14 protein-coding genes are annotated in these 16,588 nt (G+C 76.4%); 7 read left to right on the top strand and 7 right to left on the bottom strand.

Annotated elements, in window-relative coordinates; translation table 11 throughout:
* Positions 1-249: 249 nt before the first annotated feature.
* Complete coding sequence (locus OG556_RS33685) at positions 250-1,533, top strand: serine hydrolase domain-containing protein (protein WP_371515190.1); 1,284 nt, start codon at positions 250-252, stop codon at positions 1,531-1,533.
* Here OG556_RS33685 and OG556_RS33680 read toward each other — a convergent pair.
* Positions 1,520-4,879 (bottom strand): BTAD domain-containing putative transcriptional regulator, encoded by a 3,360-nt coding sequence (locus OG556_RS33680; RefSeq protein ID WP_371522502.1) that lies wholly within the window; start codon positions 4,877-4,879, stop codon positions 1,520-1,522. The genes OG556_RS33685 and OG556_RS33680 overlap by 14 nt on opposite strands.
* 257 nt (positions 4,880-5,136) lie before the next feature.
* Here OG556_RS33680 and OG556_RS33675 point away from each other — a divergent pair, with 257 nt between their 5' ends.
* Positions 5,137-5,412, top strand: a complete 276-nt coding sequence (locus OG556_RS33675; protein WP_371515193.1) for a hypothetical protein — start codon at positions 5,137-5,139, stop codon at positions 5,410-5,412.
* 103 nt (positions 5,413-5,515) lie between these two features.
* Here OG556_RS33675 and OG556_RS33670 read toward each other — a convergent pair whose 3' ends face one another.
* Complete coding sequence (locus OG556_RS33670; RefSeq protein WP_371515194.1) at positions 5,516-6,841, bottom strand: cytochrome P450; 1,326 nt, start codon at positions 6,839-6,841, stop codon at positions 5,516-5,518.
* A gap of 304 nt (positions 6,842-7,145) precedes the next feature.
* On the opposite strand from OG556_RS33670, the gene OG556_RS33665 reads away from it, so the two are divergent.
* The 3 genes from OG556_RS33665 to OG556_RS33655 all read left to right on the top strand — a co-directional run bounded on the left by OG556_RS33665 (position 7,146) and on the right by OG556_RS33655 (position 9,826).
* Positions 7,146-8,249, top strand: a complete 1,104-nt coding sequence (locus OG556_RS33665) for an NADH:flavin oxidoreductase/NADH oxidase (protein ID WP_371515195.1) — start codon at positions 7,146-7,148, stop codon at positions 8,247-8,249.
* A 137-nt stretch (positions 8,250-8,386) separates the two neighbouring features.
* Entirely contained in the window at positions 8,387-8,992 is a 606-nt protein-coding gene (locus OG556_RS33660; protein ID WP_371515196.1) for an SGNH/GDSL hydrolase family protein, read from the top strand.
* Between the two features lie 165 nt (positions 8,993-9,157).
* Positions 9,158-9,826, top strand: coding sequence for a hypothetical protein (locus OG556_RS33655; RefSeq protein WP_371515197.1), 669 nt, complete (start codon positions 9,158-9,160; stop codon positions 9,824-9,826).
* A gap of 45 nt (positions 9,827-9,871) precedes the next feature.
* Here OG556_RS33655 and OG556_RS33650 read toward each other — a convergent pair whose 3' ends face one another.
* Both OG556_RS33650 and OG556_RS33645 read right to left on the bottom strand, forming a co-directional pair.
* On the bottom strand, positions 9,872-11,005 hold the full coding sequence (locus tag OG556_RS33650; protein ID WP_371515198.1) for a sensor histidine kinase: 1,134 nt from the start codon (positions 11,003-11,005) through the stop codon (positions 9,872-9,874).
* Positions 11,002-11,673, bottom strand: a complete 672-nt coding sequence (locus OG556_RS33645; RefSeq protein ID WP_371522504.1) for a response regulator transcription factor — start codon at positions 11,671-11,673, stop codon at positions 11,002-11,004. Before OG556_RS33645 ends, OG556_RS33650 begins: the two co-directional genes overlap by 4 nt.
* Positions 11,674-11,855: 182 nt before the next feature.
* Here OG556_RS33645 and OG556_RS33640 point away from each other — a divergent pair, with 182 nt between their 5' ends.
* Together OG556_RS33640 and OG556_RS33635 are read left to right on the top strand one after the other, a co-directional pair.
* The gene (locus tag OG556_RS33640) at positions 11,856-12,506 is read left to right on the top strand and encodes a M15 family metallopeptidase (protein WP_371515199.1); all 651 of its coding nucleotides are present in this window, start codon (positions 11,856-11,858) and stop codon (positions 12,504-12,506) included.
* Between the two features lie 204 nt (positions 12,507-12,710).
* Complete coding sequence (locus OG556_RS33635) at positions 12,711-13,634, top strand: endonuclease/exonuclease/phosphatase family protein (RefSeq protein ID WP_371515200.1); 924 nt, start codon at positions 12,711-12,713, stop codon at positions 13,632-13,634.
* Positions 13,635-13,682: 48 nt separating this feature from the next.
* On the opposite strand, the gene OG556_RS33630 is transcribed toward OG556_RS33635, so the two are convergent.
* From OG556_RS33630 to OG556_RS33620, 3 genes are read right to left on the bottom strand one after another with little or no spacing between them, the layout of a single operon-like run.
* Positions 13,683-14,711, bottom strand: a complete 1,029-nt coding sequence (locus tag OG556_RS33630) for a hypothetical protein (protein WP_371515201.1) — start codon at positions 14,709-14,711, stop codon at positions 13,683-13,685.
* A complete protein-coding gene (locus OG556_RS33625; protein WP_371515202.1) occupies positions 14,708-15,598 on the bottom strand; it encodes a hypothetical protein in 891 nt (296 codons plus the stop codon). Before OG556_RS33625 ends, OG556_RS33630 begins: the two co-directional genes overlap by 4 nt.
* A complete protein-coding gene (locus tag OG556_RS33620; protein ID WP_371515203.1) occupies positions 15,595-16,515 on the bottom strand; it encodes a hypothetical protein in 921 nt (306 codons plus the stop codon). The genes OG556_RS33625 and OG556_RS33620 overlap by 4 nt, the downstream gene beginning before the upstream one ends.
* Positions 16,516-16,588: the final 73 nt, after the last annotated feature.

Below are 16,588 nucleotides of genomic sequence, written 5' to 3'. Positions count from 1 at the left end.
ACCGGGGCGGACGGCGGGGTGGACGGCGGGGTGGACGGCGGATCCGGGGTGGACGGCGGGCGCCTGCCAGCGCGCTGTGCGCGGTTTGCCAGCGGCGGGCCACAGGCTGGGGCCGTCCAGATCACCCGGCAAGCAGAGGGAACCGCATCCATGTCGTCAGCCACTCCCCCGCCTTCTTCCACTCCTTCTTCGGCAGCCCCTTCGCCGTCCCGCACGGGGTGGTCGCGCCGCCTGCGGCTGGCGCCGCTCGTGCTGACCGCGTCGGCCCTGACCGTGGGGCTGGCCGCCGGACCGGCGCTCCCGGCCCCCCTGCCCGCCGCCGCAGGGTCCGCGCCCTCCTCGACCCGGGGCGGGGCCGAGGCGCAGCGGGTCCAACTGGAGAAGCTGGCACGGCAGTTGGTGGCCGCCGGGGCGCCGGGGGTGGTGGTGCGGGTGGACGACGGCCGGGGCCGGCCCGTCGAGATCGCCGAGCAGGCCCCCTGGGCCGCGGCGGACCAGCGGCTCGCGGTGGGGGACGAGTTCCGGATGGGCTCCAACACCAAGACCATGATGGCCGTGATCGCCCTGCAGCTGGCCGCCGAGGGGCGGCTCGCGCTGACCGACCCGGTGGAGGCGTGGCTGCCGGGCCAGGTGCCCGGCGGCCGGGCGATCACACTGCGGATGCTGCTGAACCACACCAGCGGCCTGCCCGACTACACCGAGGACCCCGCCGTCCTGCCGTCGATCCTCGGCAAGGACCCGCACCGGTGGACCTCCACCGAACTGCTCGCCGTGGGCGTCAAGCGCCCGGCACTGTTCCCGCCGGGCACCCGGTGGTCCTACAGCAACACCGACTACGCGGCGGTCGGCGCCGTCCTGGAGCGGGTCACCGGGGCGAGCCTCGCCGACCTGCTCCGGGACCGGATCGCCCGGCCGCTGGACCTGAAGCACACCTACCTCGCCACGGACGGCAGCTGGCGCGGGCGCTACGTGCGCGGCTACGAGCCGGACGCCGCCCACATGCCGGCGCAGGTGCCCGCCGCGTTCCGGGACGTGGCCGGGGTGCACCGCGACGGCCGGGTGGACGTCTCCGGCAACGACCCGGGCTGGGGCGGGGCGGCCGGGGCCGTGGTGTCCACCGCCCAGGACTGGTCGCGCTTCTACAACGCGCTGATGTCCGGCGGGCTGCTGCCCGCGGCCCAGCTGGCGCAGCTGCGCACCACCGTGCCGGTGGACCCGCAGAACCCGGTGGACGGACCCGGCTCCGGCCTGGGCATCGGGACGGTCCGCACCCCCTGCGGCACCGTCTGGGCCCACGACGGGGGAATCACCGGGTACTCCAGCACCAACCTCACCGACGGCACCGGCAGCCGTACGGCCACCGTCCTGATCTCGACCGAGTTCCTGTTCGAGTTCGGGGCCGACGCGAAGCTCGCCGCGGCCGGCCAGGCCCTGCAGAGTGCGGTGACCTGCGCCATGTTCGGCAAGCCGGCCCCGGCCCCGGCTTCAGCTCCGGCTCTGGCTACGGCTACGGCTACGGCTACGGCTCGCTGACGGGGGCGGGTGCGGTGATGAGAGTGGAGAGCAGGTCCCTGGCCTCGGTCCGCGTCATCGCCGCACCCGCGGCGTGGGCGGACGCGAACCCGGCGGCTCCCAGGTCGGCCGTGGCCCGCCCGGCGATCCTGCGCACGTCGGTGTCACCGAGGTCGTCCGAGCCCCGCAGCAGGTCGGCGGCGCCGAGCAGGTGCGCCGCCTCCCCCGGCCGGCCGCAGCACAGCTCGATGTCGGCGGCCGCCACGGCGATCCGGGCCGCGACCGCCGAGTTCCAGGTCAGCACCGCGTGCACCGCCGGGTCGTCGAGCCGGCGCACCGCCGCGTCGGGCAGGCCGTCCGCCGCGTCCAGCTGCGCGAGCACGCCCAGCAGCAGGGCGGTGAGGTGCGAGGGCACCGGCTGGCCTCCGGGGGCCTGGGCCAGGGCGGCCAGGGCGTGCGCGCGGGCCGGCTCCCGCCGCCCGGCCCGCCACTCCAGCTGGGCCAGGCCCAGGCACACCAGGGCCCGGGGCTCGGCCCATCCGGCCTGCGCCACCTGGTCGAGCAGGCCCGCCAGCTGCCGCCGCGCGCCGTCCGCGTCCCCGGCCTGGGCGCGCGTCAGGGCGGCCTGGACATCGCTGTCGACCGTGTCCTCCTGCATCCCGAGCTCCTGGAAGTAGCGGGTGGCCCGCTCGTTCATCGCCAGCGCGTCGGCCAGGTCGCCGGAGCGCCGCCGCAGCGAACCGAGGGTGCTCAGCGCGGACGCCATGCCCCACCGCTCGCCGAGCGCCTCGAAACCGGCCAGCGCGCGGACGAGGAAGCCCGTCGCCTCGGTGACGTCGCCGCTGTGCAGGGTCAGCAGGCCTCGCACGAGCAGGGTGAACGGGCCGCTGGAGGGGTCCTTGCGCCCGCCGTCCGGGAGGTCCGGGGAGCCCGGGGAATCCGAGGGGGCTGGAGGGTCAGGGGGGTCGGGCGTGTGCGGGGGCGGCTGCGGGTCGGCGATGGTCGCGGCCATCCGGGCCAGCTCCAGCAGGGGGTGGACAGCGGGGTCGACGCCCGCCATCGCCGCCTCGATCCGGCCGAAGGCGGCCGCCCTGTCCTCCGGCCGGCCGATGGACTCGGTGCCGACCTCGTACGTCGCGACCACCAGCGCGCGGGCCGCCGGATCGGCCGGCCCGGGGACCTCCAGCACCCGTTCCAGCAGGTCCAGCGACTCCGGCGGATAGCCCCGCATGGACCAGAACCAGCACAGTGCGGCGCCGAACCGGACCGCCGTCGCGGCGTCCCCGGACTCCACCGCCCAGCGGATCGCCGCCAGCAGGTCGTCCCGCTCGGCCGACAGCCGGGCCAGCCAGCACAGCTGGTCACGGGTGCGCAGCCGCGGCTCCGCGGTCTCGGCCAGGGCGAGGAAGAACCCGCAGTGGCGTTCGCGGGCGGCGCCGTCCTCCCCGCGGCGGGTGAGCTGCTCCAGGCCGTACTCCCGGATGGTCTCCAGCATCCGGTAGCGGGGCTCGCCCGTGGCGGCGGCTCCGAGCGGGTGCAGCAGCGACTTGTCGACCAGCGCCGCCAGCAGCTCCCGGACGTCGCGGGCCGGGGCGTCGTGGTCGGGGTGCGGGGCGGCGAGCCCGCCGATCGCCTGCGCCGCGTCCTCGGTGAAGCCGGCGGGCGCCACCGACAGCCGTTCCAGCAGCGCCCGTTCGTCGGGGGCCAGCAGCTTCCAGCTCCAGGCCACCACGGCGCGCAGCGTCCGGTGGCGGGGCAGGGCGGTGCGGCTGCCCCGGGTGAGCAGCCGGAAGCGGTCGTCCAGCCGGGCGGCGACCACCTCGGCGGGCAGGGTGCGCAGCTGGGCGGCGGCCAGTTCGATCGCCAGGGGCAGGCCGTCCAGGCGGCGGCAGATCTCGACCGCCGCCGCCGGCGCGCCGTCCTCCTCGGCGAAGCCGGGGCACACGGCGGCGGCCCGGTCGTGGAAGAGCCGGACCGCCGCGCAGGCGCGGGCCTGTTCGGGTGTCGAGCCGGGTGCGGGCAGTTCCAGGGGGAGCACCGGGTGCAGGTTCTCGCCGTCGATGCGCAGCGGTTCCCGGCTGGTGGCCAGGACCCGCAGCCCGGGGCAGCGGCCGAGCAGGGTCTCGGCCAGCGCGGCCGCCGCCTCGATCACGTGTTCGCAGTTGTCCAGTACCAGGACCGGGTCGTCGTGTGTGAGCACCTCGGTCAGGCGGTCCAGGATCTCCTCGGGGGTGCCGGGGCGGCGGGCCGGGGCGGCGGCGTTCTCGGGCAGGTCGGCCTCGCGGGTGCGCAGGGCGTCGAGCACCGCGCGGGGCACGTCCGCCGGGCCGGCCGGGGCCAGGGCGACGAACCACACCCCGCCGGTCGGGGTGAGGCGGCGGCCGACGGTGGTGGCCAGCCGGGTCTTGCCGGACCCGCCGGGTCCGACCAGGGTGACCAGGCGGGCTCGGCCGAGCAGCTCGGCCACCCGGCGGATGTCGTCCTCGCGGCCCACGAAGCTGGTCAGCGGGGCGTCCAGGTTGCCGGGCGGCCGTGCTCGGCGGGGTTCGGGCCGTTGGGGTGGCGGCTGTTGGGGTGGCGGCCGGTCGGCGGGCGCGCGGCGGTCGGGGGGCGGCCGGTGGTCGGGGGGTGCCGGGAGCTCGCCGCGCAGGACCGCGAGATGGGCCGCCTGCAGCTGCGGACCGGGGTCGCTGCCGAAGGTGTCGGCCAGCCGGGCGCGCAGCCGCTGGTAGGCGGCCAGGGCCTCGGCGCCCCGGCCGGCGGCGGCCAGGGCCCGGATCAGCTGGGCGTGCAGCCGTTCGTGCAGCGGGTGCCGCGCGGTCAGCGATTCGAGTTCGGCGGTCAGCTCCGGTCCGGCGCCCAGCGCGAGGTCGGCCTCGATCCGGTCCTCCAGGGCGGCCAGCCGCGCCCGCTCCAGCCGCCGGGCCTCGGCGTCGGCGAACGGCGCCTCGCGCACGTCCGCCAGCGCGGGGCCGCGCCACAGGGCCAGGGCCTCCCGCAGGGCGGCGGCGGCCTCGGCCGGCCGGCCCTGCGCGTGCAAGTGCCTTCCGGAGCGGGCCAGTTGCTCGAACCGGGCGGTGTCCACCGCGGCGGCCTCGACGGCCAGCCGGTACCCGGCCGGTCCGAAGGTGAGCAGCGCGGGGTCGCCCAGGACGCCCCGCAGGCGGGACACCAGTGACTGCAGGGCGTTCGCCTGGTCGGCCGGTGGCGCCTCGGCCCACAGCGCGTCCGCCAGGGCCTGCGGCCGGACGGCGCGGCCGGCGTCCAGCGCGAGGCAGGCCAGCAGCGCCCGCAGCCGCGCGCCGCCGATCGGCAGCGGGCCCGCTCCGGCGTCCAGTACCAGGGGTCCGAGCAGGCCGACGCGCACCGGGTCACTATCGCAGCAGCACCGGTTCGATCGTCAAGTCGCCGGTCGGCGCTCGCCCGGCCGGGCCGTGGGCGGCGCCCGGGGCGGCGGCCCGTCGCGTCCTCGGGGCGGCGATGGGGGGCCCGGGTGAACCGGTAGCCCCGGACAGCCATCCCCGGTCGCGCTCCGCATACGAATGTGTGTGGATGGTGACAGGCCGCCATTTCGTGGCGGGCCGATCGACCATCACCACCCTTATCTGGAAGGGCTCTTCCCCCATGCGTACTGCGCGCCGCGTCCTGACCGTCTCCGCCCTCTGCCTCCCGATCGTTCTCGGCGGGGCGACCATCGCCTCCGCCGACACGCCCGACAACATCCCCTCCCTGAACTACGACCACGGGGCGTTCTCCGTCGGCCCGAACGGCAGTGCCCTGCACATCACCGACGTCCAGTTCGGTCCTGACGGTGCCTCGTTCCTCGACGCCGCCGTCGCGGTGGGCCCCAACGGTGTCGCCGGCTACGCCACCGAGACCGGTATCAGCCTCGCGGGCTGATCCCCGCCGCTCCCCCATGCCGGGTGCCCCGGGACGGTTCGTCCCGGGGCACCCGCACGCCCGGGGCCGGGCCGGGCCGGGCGCGCCGTCGGCCCTGCGGTGTTCAGGCGGCCCGGCGCGGGCTGACGAGCATGCGGATGTCGTCGGCCGCCCAGAGGACGAACCGTTCGGCCGGGACCACCCGGTGGCCCGGCACGGGTCGGAAGCGCAGGCGCTTGAGGAGGACGGCCAGCAGCAGTTCGCACTCGACCATGGCCAGGGCGGCGCCCTCGCAGCTGCGCGGGCCGAACCCGAAGGGGACCCAGGCCAGCCGCGCGCGTCCGGCCGCCTGCTCCGGGGTGAAGCGCTCGGGGCAGAACCGTTCGGGCTCGGGCCAGTGGTCGGGGTTCAGGTGGACGGCCCAGAACGGGTAGAAGACCACCGCCCCGGCGGGGACCTCGTACGCGCCGAGGGTGAGTGCCTCGGTGGTCTGGCGCGCGCCGTAGGGGCCGGGCGGGTAGAGGCGCATCGACTCCTGGAGGACCGTCCGCAGGTACGGCAGGCGCCTCAGGTCGGCGTACCCGGGGGCCGGGCGGTCGCCGAGCACGCGGTCCAGTTCCCCGGTGACGCGTGCGGCCGCCTCGGGGTGGCGGCCCAGCAGGTGCAGGGTCCAGGAGACGGCCACGCCGGTGGTGTGGTGGGCGGCGAGCATCGCCGCGAGGACGGTGTCGCGGATCCGGGCGGGGCGCTGGCCGGCCTCGACCAGTGCGCCGACCAGGTCGCTGCGGTCGGCGCGGGCGCCGTCGCGGTGGGCCGCGATCACCCGGTCGACCGTCGCGCGCAGGAGGGCGAGCGCCCGCGCGGTCCGCTCGGCGCGCTCCTGCGGGTCGACGGCGCAGGGCACCTGGTAGAGCCGTTCCAGGTAGTCGGCGAGCACCTCCTCGAAGGCGGCGGCGACGGCGTCCGGGCCCTCCACCTCGCCGCCCAGGGCGTACGCGCAGATCATCCGCAGGGACAGGGCGGTCAGGTCCTGCTGCAGCGCGACGGCCTCGCCCCGCGCGCCCCGCGCGGCCCAGCGGTCCGCGAGGCCGGTCGCGAGCGCGGTGAAGCGGTCGAAGGCCTGCTCGTGGGAGGGGCGGCCGGCCAGGACCGAGAGCAGGGTGCGGCGCCACGGGGCGTGTTCGTCCGCCGGGAGCACCTGGAGGTTGCCGGCCTCGAACAGCGGGTCCAGGAAGGAGAACAGGCGCTCGGGGCGGCGGTCCAGGTGCGCGGTGGCCTCCAGCAGCACCGGGTCGGCGACCGAGACGGCCGTCTCGGCGCCGGGCAGCTGGAACCGCGCCACGGGGCCGTACTCGGCGTGCAGCCACAGCTGGTAGGTGTGCAGCCCGCCGGCCTGCGCGATGGCGCCGACGCCGCCGTCCGGCCGGGGGTCGGGACCGGGGATCTTCATCGGACCTCCTGGTGTCGCATGGCCGGAGCCGCCGCCCGGGCGGTGGACGCGGGCGGCGCAGTGCCGACGGCCGTGGGGACCAGGATCGCGTGGGGGCGCGTCCGCCGGCAGGTGGCGGCGCCGGGTCGGGCGGCGGTGGGTGGCAGGCCGGGGGTCCGGGCAAAGTGGCCAGCGCTTGCCATCAATCAGCGTGCGCAACTATTGTTGTGTCAGACAAAGTGCACCTGCAATCACCCGGGGAGGCGTCCCCTCGCCTCTCGCGCCACCGGCCCCACCCGCCTCGCCCCGCGACAGGAGTCCGCCCATGAGCACCACCCTCTTCACCCCCTACACCCTGAGGACCCTGACCATCCCCAACCGCGTCTGGATGGCGGCGATGTGCCAGTACAGCGCCGCTCCGGACGGCGACGCGGCCGGCGCCCCGACGGACTGGCACTTCGCCCACGTCGCGGCACGCGCCACCGGCGGCACGGGGATGATCATCATGGAGGCCACCGCCGTCAGCCCCGAAGGCCGCATCACCCCCTACGACCTCGGGATCTGGAACGACACCCAGGTCGCGGCCTTCCGGCGGATCACCTCCTTCCTGACGGCGCAGGGCACCGTGCCGGCGCTCCAGCTCGCCCACGCCGGCCGCAAGGCGTCCACCGAGCGCACCTGGATCGACCGCGGCCGCGCCCTCGCCCCGGACGAAGCCCACGGATGGACGCCGCTCGCCCCCAGCGCCCTCCCCTTCGCCCCCACCCACACCAGGCCCGACGAACTCACCGAGGAGCAGATCCGCGGGATCGTCCGGCAGTTCGCCGACGCCGCCCGGCGCGCGCTCGACGCCGGCTTCCGGGCCGTCGAGATCCACGGCGCCCACGGCTACCTGATCCACCAGTTCCTCTCCCCCCACAGCAACCACCGCACCGACGCCTACGGCGGCTCCTTCGAGGGCCGCATCCGCTTCGCCCTGGAGGTCGTCGACGCCGTCCGCTCGGCGTGGCCCGAGGACCTGCCCGTCCTCTTCCGCGTCTCCGCGACCGACTGGCTCACCGAGAACCCCCAGGACGGCCGCACCGGGTGGACCTCGGAGGACACCGTCCGCCTCGCCAAGGAACTCCTGGCCCACGGCGTGGACCTGATGGACGTCTCCACCGGAGGCCTCGTCCCCGACGCCACGATCGAGGCCGGACCCGGCTACCAGGTGCCCTTCGCCGAAGCCGTGCGCAGCGGGGCCGGCATGCCCGTGGCGGCCGTCGGCCTGATCACCGACCCCGTCCAGGCCCAGGACATCCTCGCCGCCGGCAGGGCCGACGCCGTCCTGCTCGGCCGCGAGCTGCTGCGCGACCCGTACTGGGCGCGCCGCGCCGCCGCCGAACTCGGCGCCCGGGTCCCCGTCCCCGTGCAGTACCACCGCGCGTAGCGGCGCCCCGGTACGGGCGGCGGGGGCCCGTGAAGGCCCGCCCGCCGCCCGCCGGTTCCGGACAACCTGTGATCAACTCTTCGGGTACCGCGGCGGGGACCGCGGCACGGGACGAACCATCAAAGGGGGACGGTCACATGGTCGAACTGTCGGACGGTGCGATGACCTGGGTGGCGGCCGGGGACAGCATCACCCGGGCCGCCCTGCACACCCACGGCGCGCGCGGCTGGGTGGAGCACGTACAGGAACGCCTCAGCTGGCAACTCGGCCGGCTGACGGACGTGGTGGTCAACACCGGCGTGTCCGGCTGGCGGGCCACCGACGTCCTCGGGGCGTACGACTTCGTCATCGGGCGGTTCGCGCCGGACGTGCTGTCGCTCTCGCTGGGGACCAACGACGCCCCCGCCGGGCCGGACGGGCTCGGGGAGTTCCGCGACGCCATGCGCGAGATCGTCGCCCGGTCCGCCGGCGCGCAGATCGTGCTGCACACGCCGCTGGTGGCCAGCCACGCCGGGCGCGCCGCCCGCCCCGAGCTGCCCGCGTACTGCCAGGCCGTGCGCGAACTCGCCGCGGAGACGGGCGCGTTGCTCGTCGACCACGAGGCGTACTGGCTCGCCGAGTTCCCCGACGGCGAGGCGATCCCGTGGCTGGACGACCCCACGCACCCCAACGGTGTCGGCCACCTGCACCTGGCCGACCACACGCTGCGCACACTGGGGCTGGGCGAGCTCACCGCCCTGTGAGCGGGGCGCGCTGGGCGCGCCGGCGGGGCGGTTGCCGCTGGTCCTGGGCTGATCGGCGGCTGGGCGGCGCCGGAAATTTTTGTCGGGTCCCTGTCTAGTTCGCTTGCGTCCTGGTGTGGTGGGATGTGCCCGTCACGGGATTGAAGGCGCTGACGGGGGTGCGCGGTGAGGGGTGGACGGCTGTGCGGGCTGGACGGGGACGCGGCGCGGCTTGCCGCGGCGGGCCTGGTCCGGCTGGGTGCGCAGGAGTGGGTGGGCGACGCGGCCGGGGCTCCGGCGTGGCTGGGGCCGGTGCGGGCGGCGTCGTTCGCGGACGCCTGGCTGGCGTTCGGCGAGCCGCCGGTGCCGGGGCTGCGGGTGCCGGCCGGGGAGGTCCTGCGGGCGCTCGCGTACCGGGCGGCGGAGCTGGTGCTCCAGGCCCGCGAGGGGGATGTGCCGGCGGTGCTGGAGTGGCTGGGCCGGCGGTCGGCGGAGGCCCGTGAGCAGGCGGGCCGGGCGGAGGTGGCGCACCCGGCCGAACCGGCCGCGCTCGCCCTGGTGTGGCACGGCGTCCAGGCGGTCACCGCCGACGACGGGGGCGGGGACGGGGAGGCGCACGGCCGGCGCATCGACGAGCGGGGCGAGGCGTACGTCCGGGAGCGGCACCACCGACAGGACACCCTGGCGCTGATGCTGGCCTGCGCCCGGATCGCGGCCGCCGCACTGGTGGAGTCGTGCGGCGGCGACCCGGGCCGGGTGGACGGGTGGCTGGAGGAGGACGCGGCCCGGTACATGGCGCTCGGCGGCCCGGCGCCGCTGTGGGTGCCGGGCCGGCCCGGGCAGCCGACGGGGTGAGGCCGGGGCGCGGCCGGACGGCGGGCGGGGCTCGGCGGGCCGGGCTCAGCGGGCCGGGAGGCTGAGGGTGGCGTGCAGCCCGCCGCCGGGGCCGGGGGTGAGGCCGAGGTCGCCGTGGTGGGCGTCGGCGATCGCCACGACGATGGCCAGGCCGAGGCCGTGACCGCGGCGGGCGGGGTCGGACTGGGCGGTGCGCCCGCGGCCCCGCAGGAAGGGCTCGGTGAGGGTGGGGACCGTCTCGGGGGCCAGGCGGGGGCCCGTGTTGGTGACGGCGAGCCGGACCCGGCCGGGGCGGTCCGGATCGGCCCCGGTGGTGACGGTGACGGATCCCCCGGTCGGCAGGTTGTGGCGCAGCGCGTTCTGCAGCAGGTTGACGGCGGCCTGGCGCAGCAGGACCGGGTTGCCGGTGGCGGGGGCGGGGCGGCAGTCGGTGGTGACGGTGACGCCCAGGGCGGCGGCCTCCTCCTGGACGGCGGCGAGGGCGTCGCGGGTGGTGCGGGCCAGGTCGAGGGGTTCGAGTTCGGGGGCGGTGTGGCCGAGGTCGGCGAGTTGGAGGAGGGCTTCGCTGATCTCGATGCCGCGCTGGTTGGTGTCCTGGAGGCGGGCGACGAGGGTGGTCCAGTCCTGGCGGGCCGGGTCGGCGGCGGCGACCTGGAGCATGGTGCGGGTGATGGCCAGGGGGGTGCGCAGTTCGTGGGAGGCGTTGGCGGCGAAGCGCTGCTGGGCGTCGAAGGAGCGCTGGAGGCGTTCGAGCATCTCGTCGAAGGCGTCGGAGAGGTCGGTGAACTCGTCGCGGGGGCCGGCGAGGGCGATGCGGTGTTCGAGTGCTCCGCCGGCGGCGCGGTGGGCGGCGCCGGTGATGTCCTGGAGGGGCCGCAGGACGCGGCCGGCGATGAACCAGCCGCCGATCGTGCCGACGGCGGTGAGCAGGGCCAGGGCGTAGCCGGAGATGGTGAGCAGGGAGCGGAGGATCTCCTGGCGGGAGGGGGCGGAGAGGCGGTCGCGGGGGTTGGAGGAGGTGAGCGGGTAGTTGGGGATGTAGCGCATGCCGACGTAGACGACGGCCAGGCAGAGGGTGCCGGTGATGACGGCGAAGAGGGTGTAGCTGAGGGTGAGCCGCAGGCGGGCGGTCAGGCGGCGCGGCCGCGGCGCGGGGCGGGTGCGGGGCGGGGCGCTCACGTGGGGGTGCCGTCGGTGAGGCGGTAGCCGACGCCGGGCACGGTCTGGATCACCCAGGGTTCGCCGAGTCGTTTGCGCAGGCCGGAGATGGTGATGCGGACGGCGTTGGTGAACGGGTCGGCGTTCTCGTCCCAGGCGCGTTCGAGGAGGTTCTCGGCGCTGATGACGCCGCCGCGGGCGGTCATCAGGACCTCCAGGACGGCGAACTGCTTGCGGGACAGCGCGACGTAGCGGCCGTCGCGGTAGACCTCGCGGCGGAAGGGGTCCAGGCGCAGTCCGGCGTATTCGAGGACGGGGGGCGCGGCCTGGGCGGGGCGGCGGGCCAGGGAGCGCAGCCGCACGACGAGTTCGGCGAGGTCGAAGGGCTTGGTCAGGTAGTCGTCGGCGCCGAGTTCGAAGCCGGCGACCTTCTCGTCGAGGCGGGCGGCGGCGGTGAGCATGAGGACGCGGCAGCCCAGGCGGTGCTCGACGATGGTGCGGCAGACGTCGTCGCCGTGGGTGCCGGGGATGTCGCGGTCCAGGACGACGACGTCGTAGGTGTGGACGGCCAGGCGTTCGAGGGCGGCGTCGCCGTCCGTGACGATGTCGCAGGCGATCGCCTCCAGGCGCAGGCCCGCCTGGACCGCCTCGGCGAGGTAGATCTCGTCCTCCACCACCAGGACCCGCACGCGCTGTTCTCCCGTCCCGCTCTTGCTGTCGATGCCGTTGCCGTCGGTGTCCATTGGACACGAACGGGCCTATCGAAAACGTATCGGTTAGTGCAGACGTCCTGGTAACACCGCATTTCCTCTCATGGTGTGGCCGCCGGGTTTCCCCGTCGCGGCGAGACGACGAGCGCCGGGAGGCAGCGATGGACGGGACGACGCGCCAGGAGGCGACGCGGGGGCGGACGGCGGGGGGCGGACGGCGGGCGATGGCCGTGGGCACCGGGGCGGTGGTGGTGCTGGCGCTGGCCGGCGCCTGCGCGGCCGCCGATCCGCCGGCGACCGAGGCGGCGCTGCGGACCCTGGCGGCCACCGTCGCGCCGTTCTCCTCCTCCCCCGCTCCGGGGCCCGGCTCCTCGGCGGGGGCGGACGGCGACATACCCGACGGCACGACGCTGACCCCGTTCGACACCGGGGCGCCGGCGGTGGGCAACCTGGACGGGCCGCTGCTGGAAGCCGTCCAGCAGGCCGCCCGGGACGCGCGCGCCCAGGGCATCGAGATGACCGTCACCTCGGGCTGGCGCAGCAAGGAGTACCAGCAGCGGCTGCTCGACAAGGGGGTGGCCAAGTACGGGAGTCTGGAGCGGGCCAGGCAGTTCGTGAACACGCCGGAGAAGTCGGCGCACGTCTCGGGCAAGGCGATCGACATCGGCCCGACCAATGCCGACTACTGGCTGATCCAGCACGGCGCGCGGTACGGGCTCTGCCAGGTGTACGGCAACGAGATCTGGCACTTCGAGCTGCTGACCAGCCCTGGCGGGACCTGCCCGGCCCTGTTGCCCGACGCGGCCGGGTAGGGGGCGTTCATGATCCGATCGCAGGAGGGGCTCGCGCCGGGGGCGGGGGCCGGGGCCGGGGCGGTCTCAAGGCCGGGGGCGGGGGCGGGGGCGGGCCCGGAGGCGGGGGGCGACCCGGCGGGTGTCTCCCGCCCGGGCGGCCGTCGACGCCGTCGGGAGCGGCGGCAGCGGCGTCCGCCGGTCGGGCGCTGGCGGCGCGGCCCCGTGGCCGCCGCCGTGGCCCTGCTGACCGCCCTCGCCCTGGCCGGTCACCGGCGGGTGCCGAGCCTGGGCGTCCAGCTGGGGAGCCTGTGGGAGAGCGCCCTGCCCTGGGCCGGCCTCGTGGTGCCCGCCGTCCTGATCGCCGCCGCGCTGCGCCGCGCGCCGGTGCCGGCGTGCGCCGCGGTGGTGCTGGCCGCGGTGTGGGCCGTCGTGCTCGGGCCGGTGCTCGCCGGCGGCGGCCCGCCGCCGGGGGGCGGCGCGGGCCAGGCCGGAGGTGCGGGCCTGACCGTGGTCACCCACAACGTGAGCGCGCAGAACCCGGACCCCGCCGGCACGGCCCGGGCGCTGCTCGCCGCCCGCCCCGACCTGGTCGCCCTGGAGGAGGTCACCGACGCCGCGCTGCCCGTCTACGAACACGTGCTGGACGCCGAACTGCCGCACCGCACGCGGATCGGCACCGTCGCGCTGTGGAGCCGTTACCCGGTGACCGACGCACGGCGGCTGACCATCGACCCGGGCTGGAGCCGTTCACTGCGGGCCGAAGTCCAGTCCCCCGGTGGGCCGTTGGCCGTGTTCGTGGTCCATCTCGCCTCCGTCCGGCTCAACATCACCGGCTTCGCCACCGCTCACCGCGACCGCAACCTCGCCGCGCTCGGCGCCGCGCTGGACGAGGAGCCCCTGCGCCGGGTGCTGCTGCTGGGCGACCTCAACACCGCCGCCGGGGACCACGCGCTCGCCCCGGTCACCAGCCGGCTGAGCTCCGCGCAGGACAGCGCGGGCAGCGGCTTCGGGTTCACCTGGCCGGCGGTCTTCCCGCTGGCCCGGATCGATCACGTCATGACCCGGGGCCTGTCCGCGACCGCCGCCTGGACCCTGCCCGCCACCTCCAGCGACCACCTGCCCGCCGCCGCCCGGCTGACGCCGTGAGGGGCGTGCGGGCGGCAGGCGCGGGGGTGGCGGGCGAGGGGGCCGGTGTCAGGCGAGGAGGTCGGACTGGAGGGTGACCACCTGGCGGAAGGCCGCGTCCGGGACGCCGTCGGGGTTGGTCATGGTGACGACGGCGACGAGGTCGGAGGCGCAGAGGTAGGCGACGCGGGCGTTCGGGGTGCCCTTGGCGCCCTTCGCCGTGCTCTCCTGGGCGTCCAGGTGGACGCCCTCGACGGTGTCCCAGGCGCTGTGGGAGGTGCCCTTCGCGCCGGGCAGGGCATTGGGCCTGGCGTCGGAGCGCAGGGAGGAGAAGACGTTCCAGGACTCGAAGGAGCCGCCGAAGCGCAGCAGCCGGATCTGGGTGCGGGTGCCGTCGGAGGCCGTCCACTCCCGGACGGTGGCCGCCCGGCAGGCGTCCCGCAGGAGCAGCTCGCGGAGCGCGGCCGGGTCCCGCTGGTCGGCGAGCATCGCGTCGCAGGTGACCCAGTCGGCCGGGGCCTGGCCGGCGGGGGCCGTGGACGGGCTCGCGCCCGCCGAGGCCGACGCCGAGGCGGAGGCGGAGGCGGTCGGGCTCGGGGTCGCGCTCGCCGACGGGGTGCCGGTGGCCGAGGCGGTGGGGACCGGGTAGAGCGCCGGGGTGAGGCTGCCGCCGGCCTCCTTGGGGGCGGGCAGCAGCAGGTAGCGCAGGTCCGCGGCGTGCAGGGCGCTCTTGCCGCCCGTACGCTCCGGCGCGCTGCTGCCGGAGGGCAGCGGCGGCAGCGTCAGCGGCGGGAAGGTGTAGCGGCCGTCGCCCGGGGTGGCCAGGCCGGGCAGGTCGGTGCGCTCGGGGGCGGTGACCGCCAGCGCGGCGCCGGTGCCCGCGAGGGCGAACACCAGGGTGGCGGTGGCCCAGCGCGCGGCCGCCCTGCGGCGGGCGCTGCGCCGGGCGAGGCGGGCCTCGTGCTCCTCGGGGGTCTCCGCAGGGGTCTCCGTGGCGGGAGCGGCGGCGGGAGCGGCGGGGATCTCGGCGGGGGTCTCGGCGAGGGTCTCGGCGAGGGTGCCCGCGGCGGGCTCGTGCGGGGTGGCGTGGTCGGTCATGCGGACGCTCCCGGGCGGGCGAGGCGGTCGAGCTGCAGGGTGAAGAGGGCGACGATCCGGTCCTTGGGCAGCGGTGCCACGCCCTCGACGTTCATGACCACCAGGAGGTCGCCCTCGGCGGCCGAGCACTCCAGGTAGTCGATCGGCGCGGACGGCGGCGCCGGCATCAGGTAGCAGTGCGCCTCGGGGTGGCCCGGGATCTCCGGGCCGATCCGGAACAGGCCGGTGTCGCCGGTGAAGACCGCGGTGTACTCGTTGAGCTTCTGCACTTCCTGCTGGTTGAACTGGCGCAGCTTCAGGCCGACCACCAGGTCGTCCTCGGTGGTCCGGTACGTGCGCACGCCGGTGGCCTTGACGTGCAGGCCCTCCCAGTAGGAGCGCAGCTTGTCGCGCTTGTCCTTGGGGATCTGCTGGAGTTCGTCGTCCAGTTCGGCGGACAGGAACTCGGCGCCGAGTTCGGTGTCGTTGCCGTAGCCGCCCTCGTCCGGGCCGGGTTCGTAGCCGGCCGGGACGGGCAGCAGCAGGTCGCGCAGCGAACCGAAGTGGTTGCCGTTGGACTTGGCGCCGAACGGCGTGGCGGTCGCGGTCGGGACGGGCGCGGCGGACGGCCCGGCGGCGACGGCCGGGGCGGGGTCGTCGTACTGGGTCTTGATGATGCCGACGCCGATGGCCACCCCGGCCAGCGCCGCCGCGGCCGTCGCGGCGCCCGCACGCAGCAGGCGGCGGGAGGCGGGGCGCGGGGCGGCGGGCGCGGTGGCGGTCGGCGCGGCCGGATCGGCGGCGAACTGCTGCCCGGCGACGGGCTGTTCGGTGGCGGCCGGGGCCGCGTCGGGGGCGGTCGGCGCCGGTGTGGCGGCCGGGGTCCCGGTCATGCTGTTGTCGGTCATACCAGCCGCTCCCACTGCTGCTTGGCGAGGTCCTTCACGACGTCGGGGTTCACCGGCTTGGAGTCGAAGACCTCCACCACCATCGCCACCGTGCCGCGCTGGGCTACGGCCTGGCCGTAGTAGTACCGATCGGCGCTGTCGGCCCAGTACCTGGGTTCCTCGTCCACCCGGTAGCCGCCGTTGGCGCCGTTGGCGACGTCGGCGAACGGCTTCAGGTTGCGGGTGGTGCCGACGGCGTGCGTGGCGGCTTCGTCGGCGTGGTCCGGCGCGTACTGGACCAGCGACACGCGGTACCTGGCGTCGCCCTTCTTCCAGTCCACCTCGGCCGCGCGCCGGAAGCCCCGGGAGTTCAGGTCCTTGAAGTCGCGGACCGCGCTGTCGCTGTACTCGGCGAGCTCGCCGACCGACACCCAGCTCGGCTTGTCCGGGAATTCTCCCCAGGCGGTGCTGCCGTCCGGGGCGCCGATCAGCAGCTTGCGCAGGTCGCCGTCGATGGCCAGCGGCTTGGGCTGCTGGGCGGCGTAGGCGGTCGGGTCGACCGCCACGGCCGGGTAGGACGGGCGCGCGACCTGGATCGGCGGCAGCGGCGTCGGCGGGCGCTGGGCCTGGACGGCGTAGCCGACGCCGCCGCCGACCAGGGTGCCGAGCACCAGGCCGGACACCGCCAGCAGCACCGGGCGCGGGCGGCGCGGGGCGCGGGGCGCCCGCTCGGGGGCGGGCGGCAGGAGCTCGGGGGCCGACACGTCGGACGGCGGTTCAGTGGTGAACTGCGTTGCAGCGAAAGGCGATTCGGCGGCCGGGGTCTCGGCGGCAGGCGGTTCGGCGGCAGGCGGTTCGGCGGGTGCGGCGTGGGGCCGCGGCGGGGCGGCGGGCGCCGGCGCGGTGCCGGGCGGGGGCAGCGCGGGTTCGGTGGTCACGGGGTGGCTCCAGAGGAGGATGGGGAGGACGGCGTCGGGGCGGGCGGCGGCGCGGGTTCAGCCGCGTTCAGCT

The organism is Kitasatospora sp. NBC_01300 (assembly GCF_041435235.1).
Taxonomy (GTDB): domain Bacteria; phylum Actinomycetota; class Actinomycetes; order Streptomycetales; family Streptomycetaceae; genus Kitasatospora.
Note: the sequence above shows the minus strand (reverse complement) of the source record. Positions and strands in the feature narration are given on the sequence as shown.

Coding starts and splice junctions, on each gene's coding strand:
- OG556_RS33660 (WP_371515196.1), top strand. CDS start 8,387: ATGGTCGAACTGTCGGACGGTGCGATGACCTGGGTGGCGGCCGGGGAC.
- OG556_RS33665 (WP_371515195.1), top strand. CDS start 7,146: ATGAGCACCACCCTCTTCACCCCCTACACCCTGAGGACCCTGACCATC.
- OG556_RS33675 (WP_371515193.1), top strand. CDS start 5,137: ATGCGTACTGCGCGCCGCGTCCTGACCGTCTCCGCCCTCTGCCTCCCG.
- OG556_RS33630 (WP_371515201.1), bottom strand. CDS start 14,711: ATGACCGACCACGCCACCCCGCACGAGCCCGCCGCGGGCACCCTCGCC.
- OG556_RS33670 (WP_371515194.1), bottom strand. CDS start 6,841: ATGAAGATCCCCGGTCCCGACCCCCGGCCGGACGGCGGCGTCGGCGCC.
- OG556_RS33640 (WP_371515199.1), top strand. CDS start 11,856: ATGGACGGGACGACGCGCCAGGAGGCGACGCGGGGGCGGACGGCGGGG.
- OG556_RS33625 (WP_371515202.1), bottom strand. CDS start 15,598: ATGACCGACAACAGCATGACCGGGACCCCGGCCGCCACACCGGCGCCG.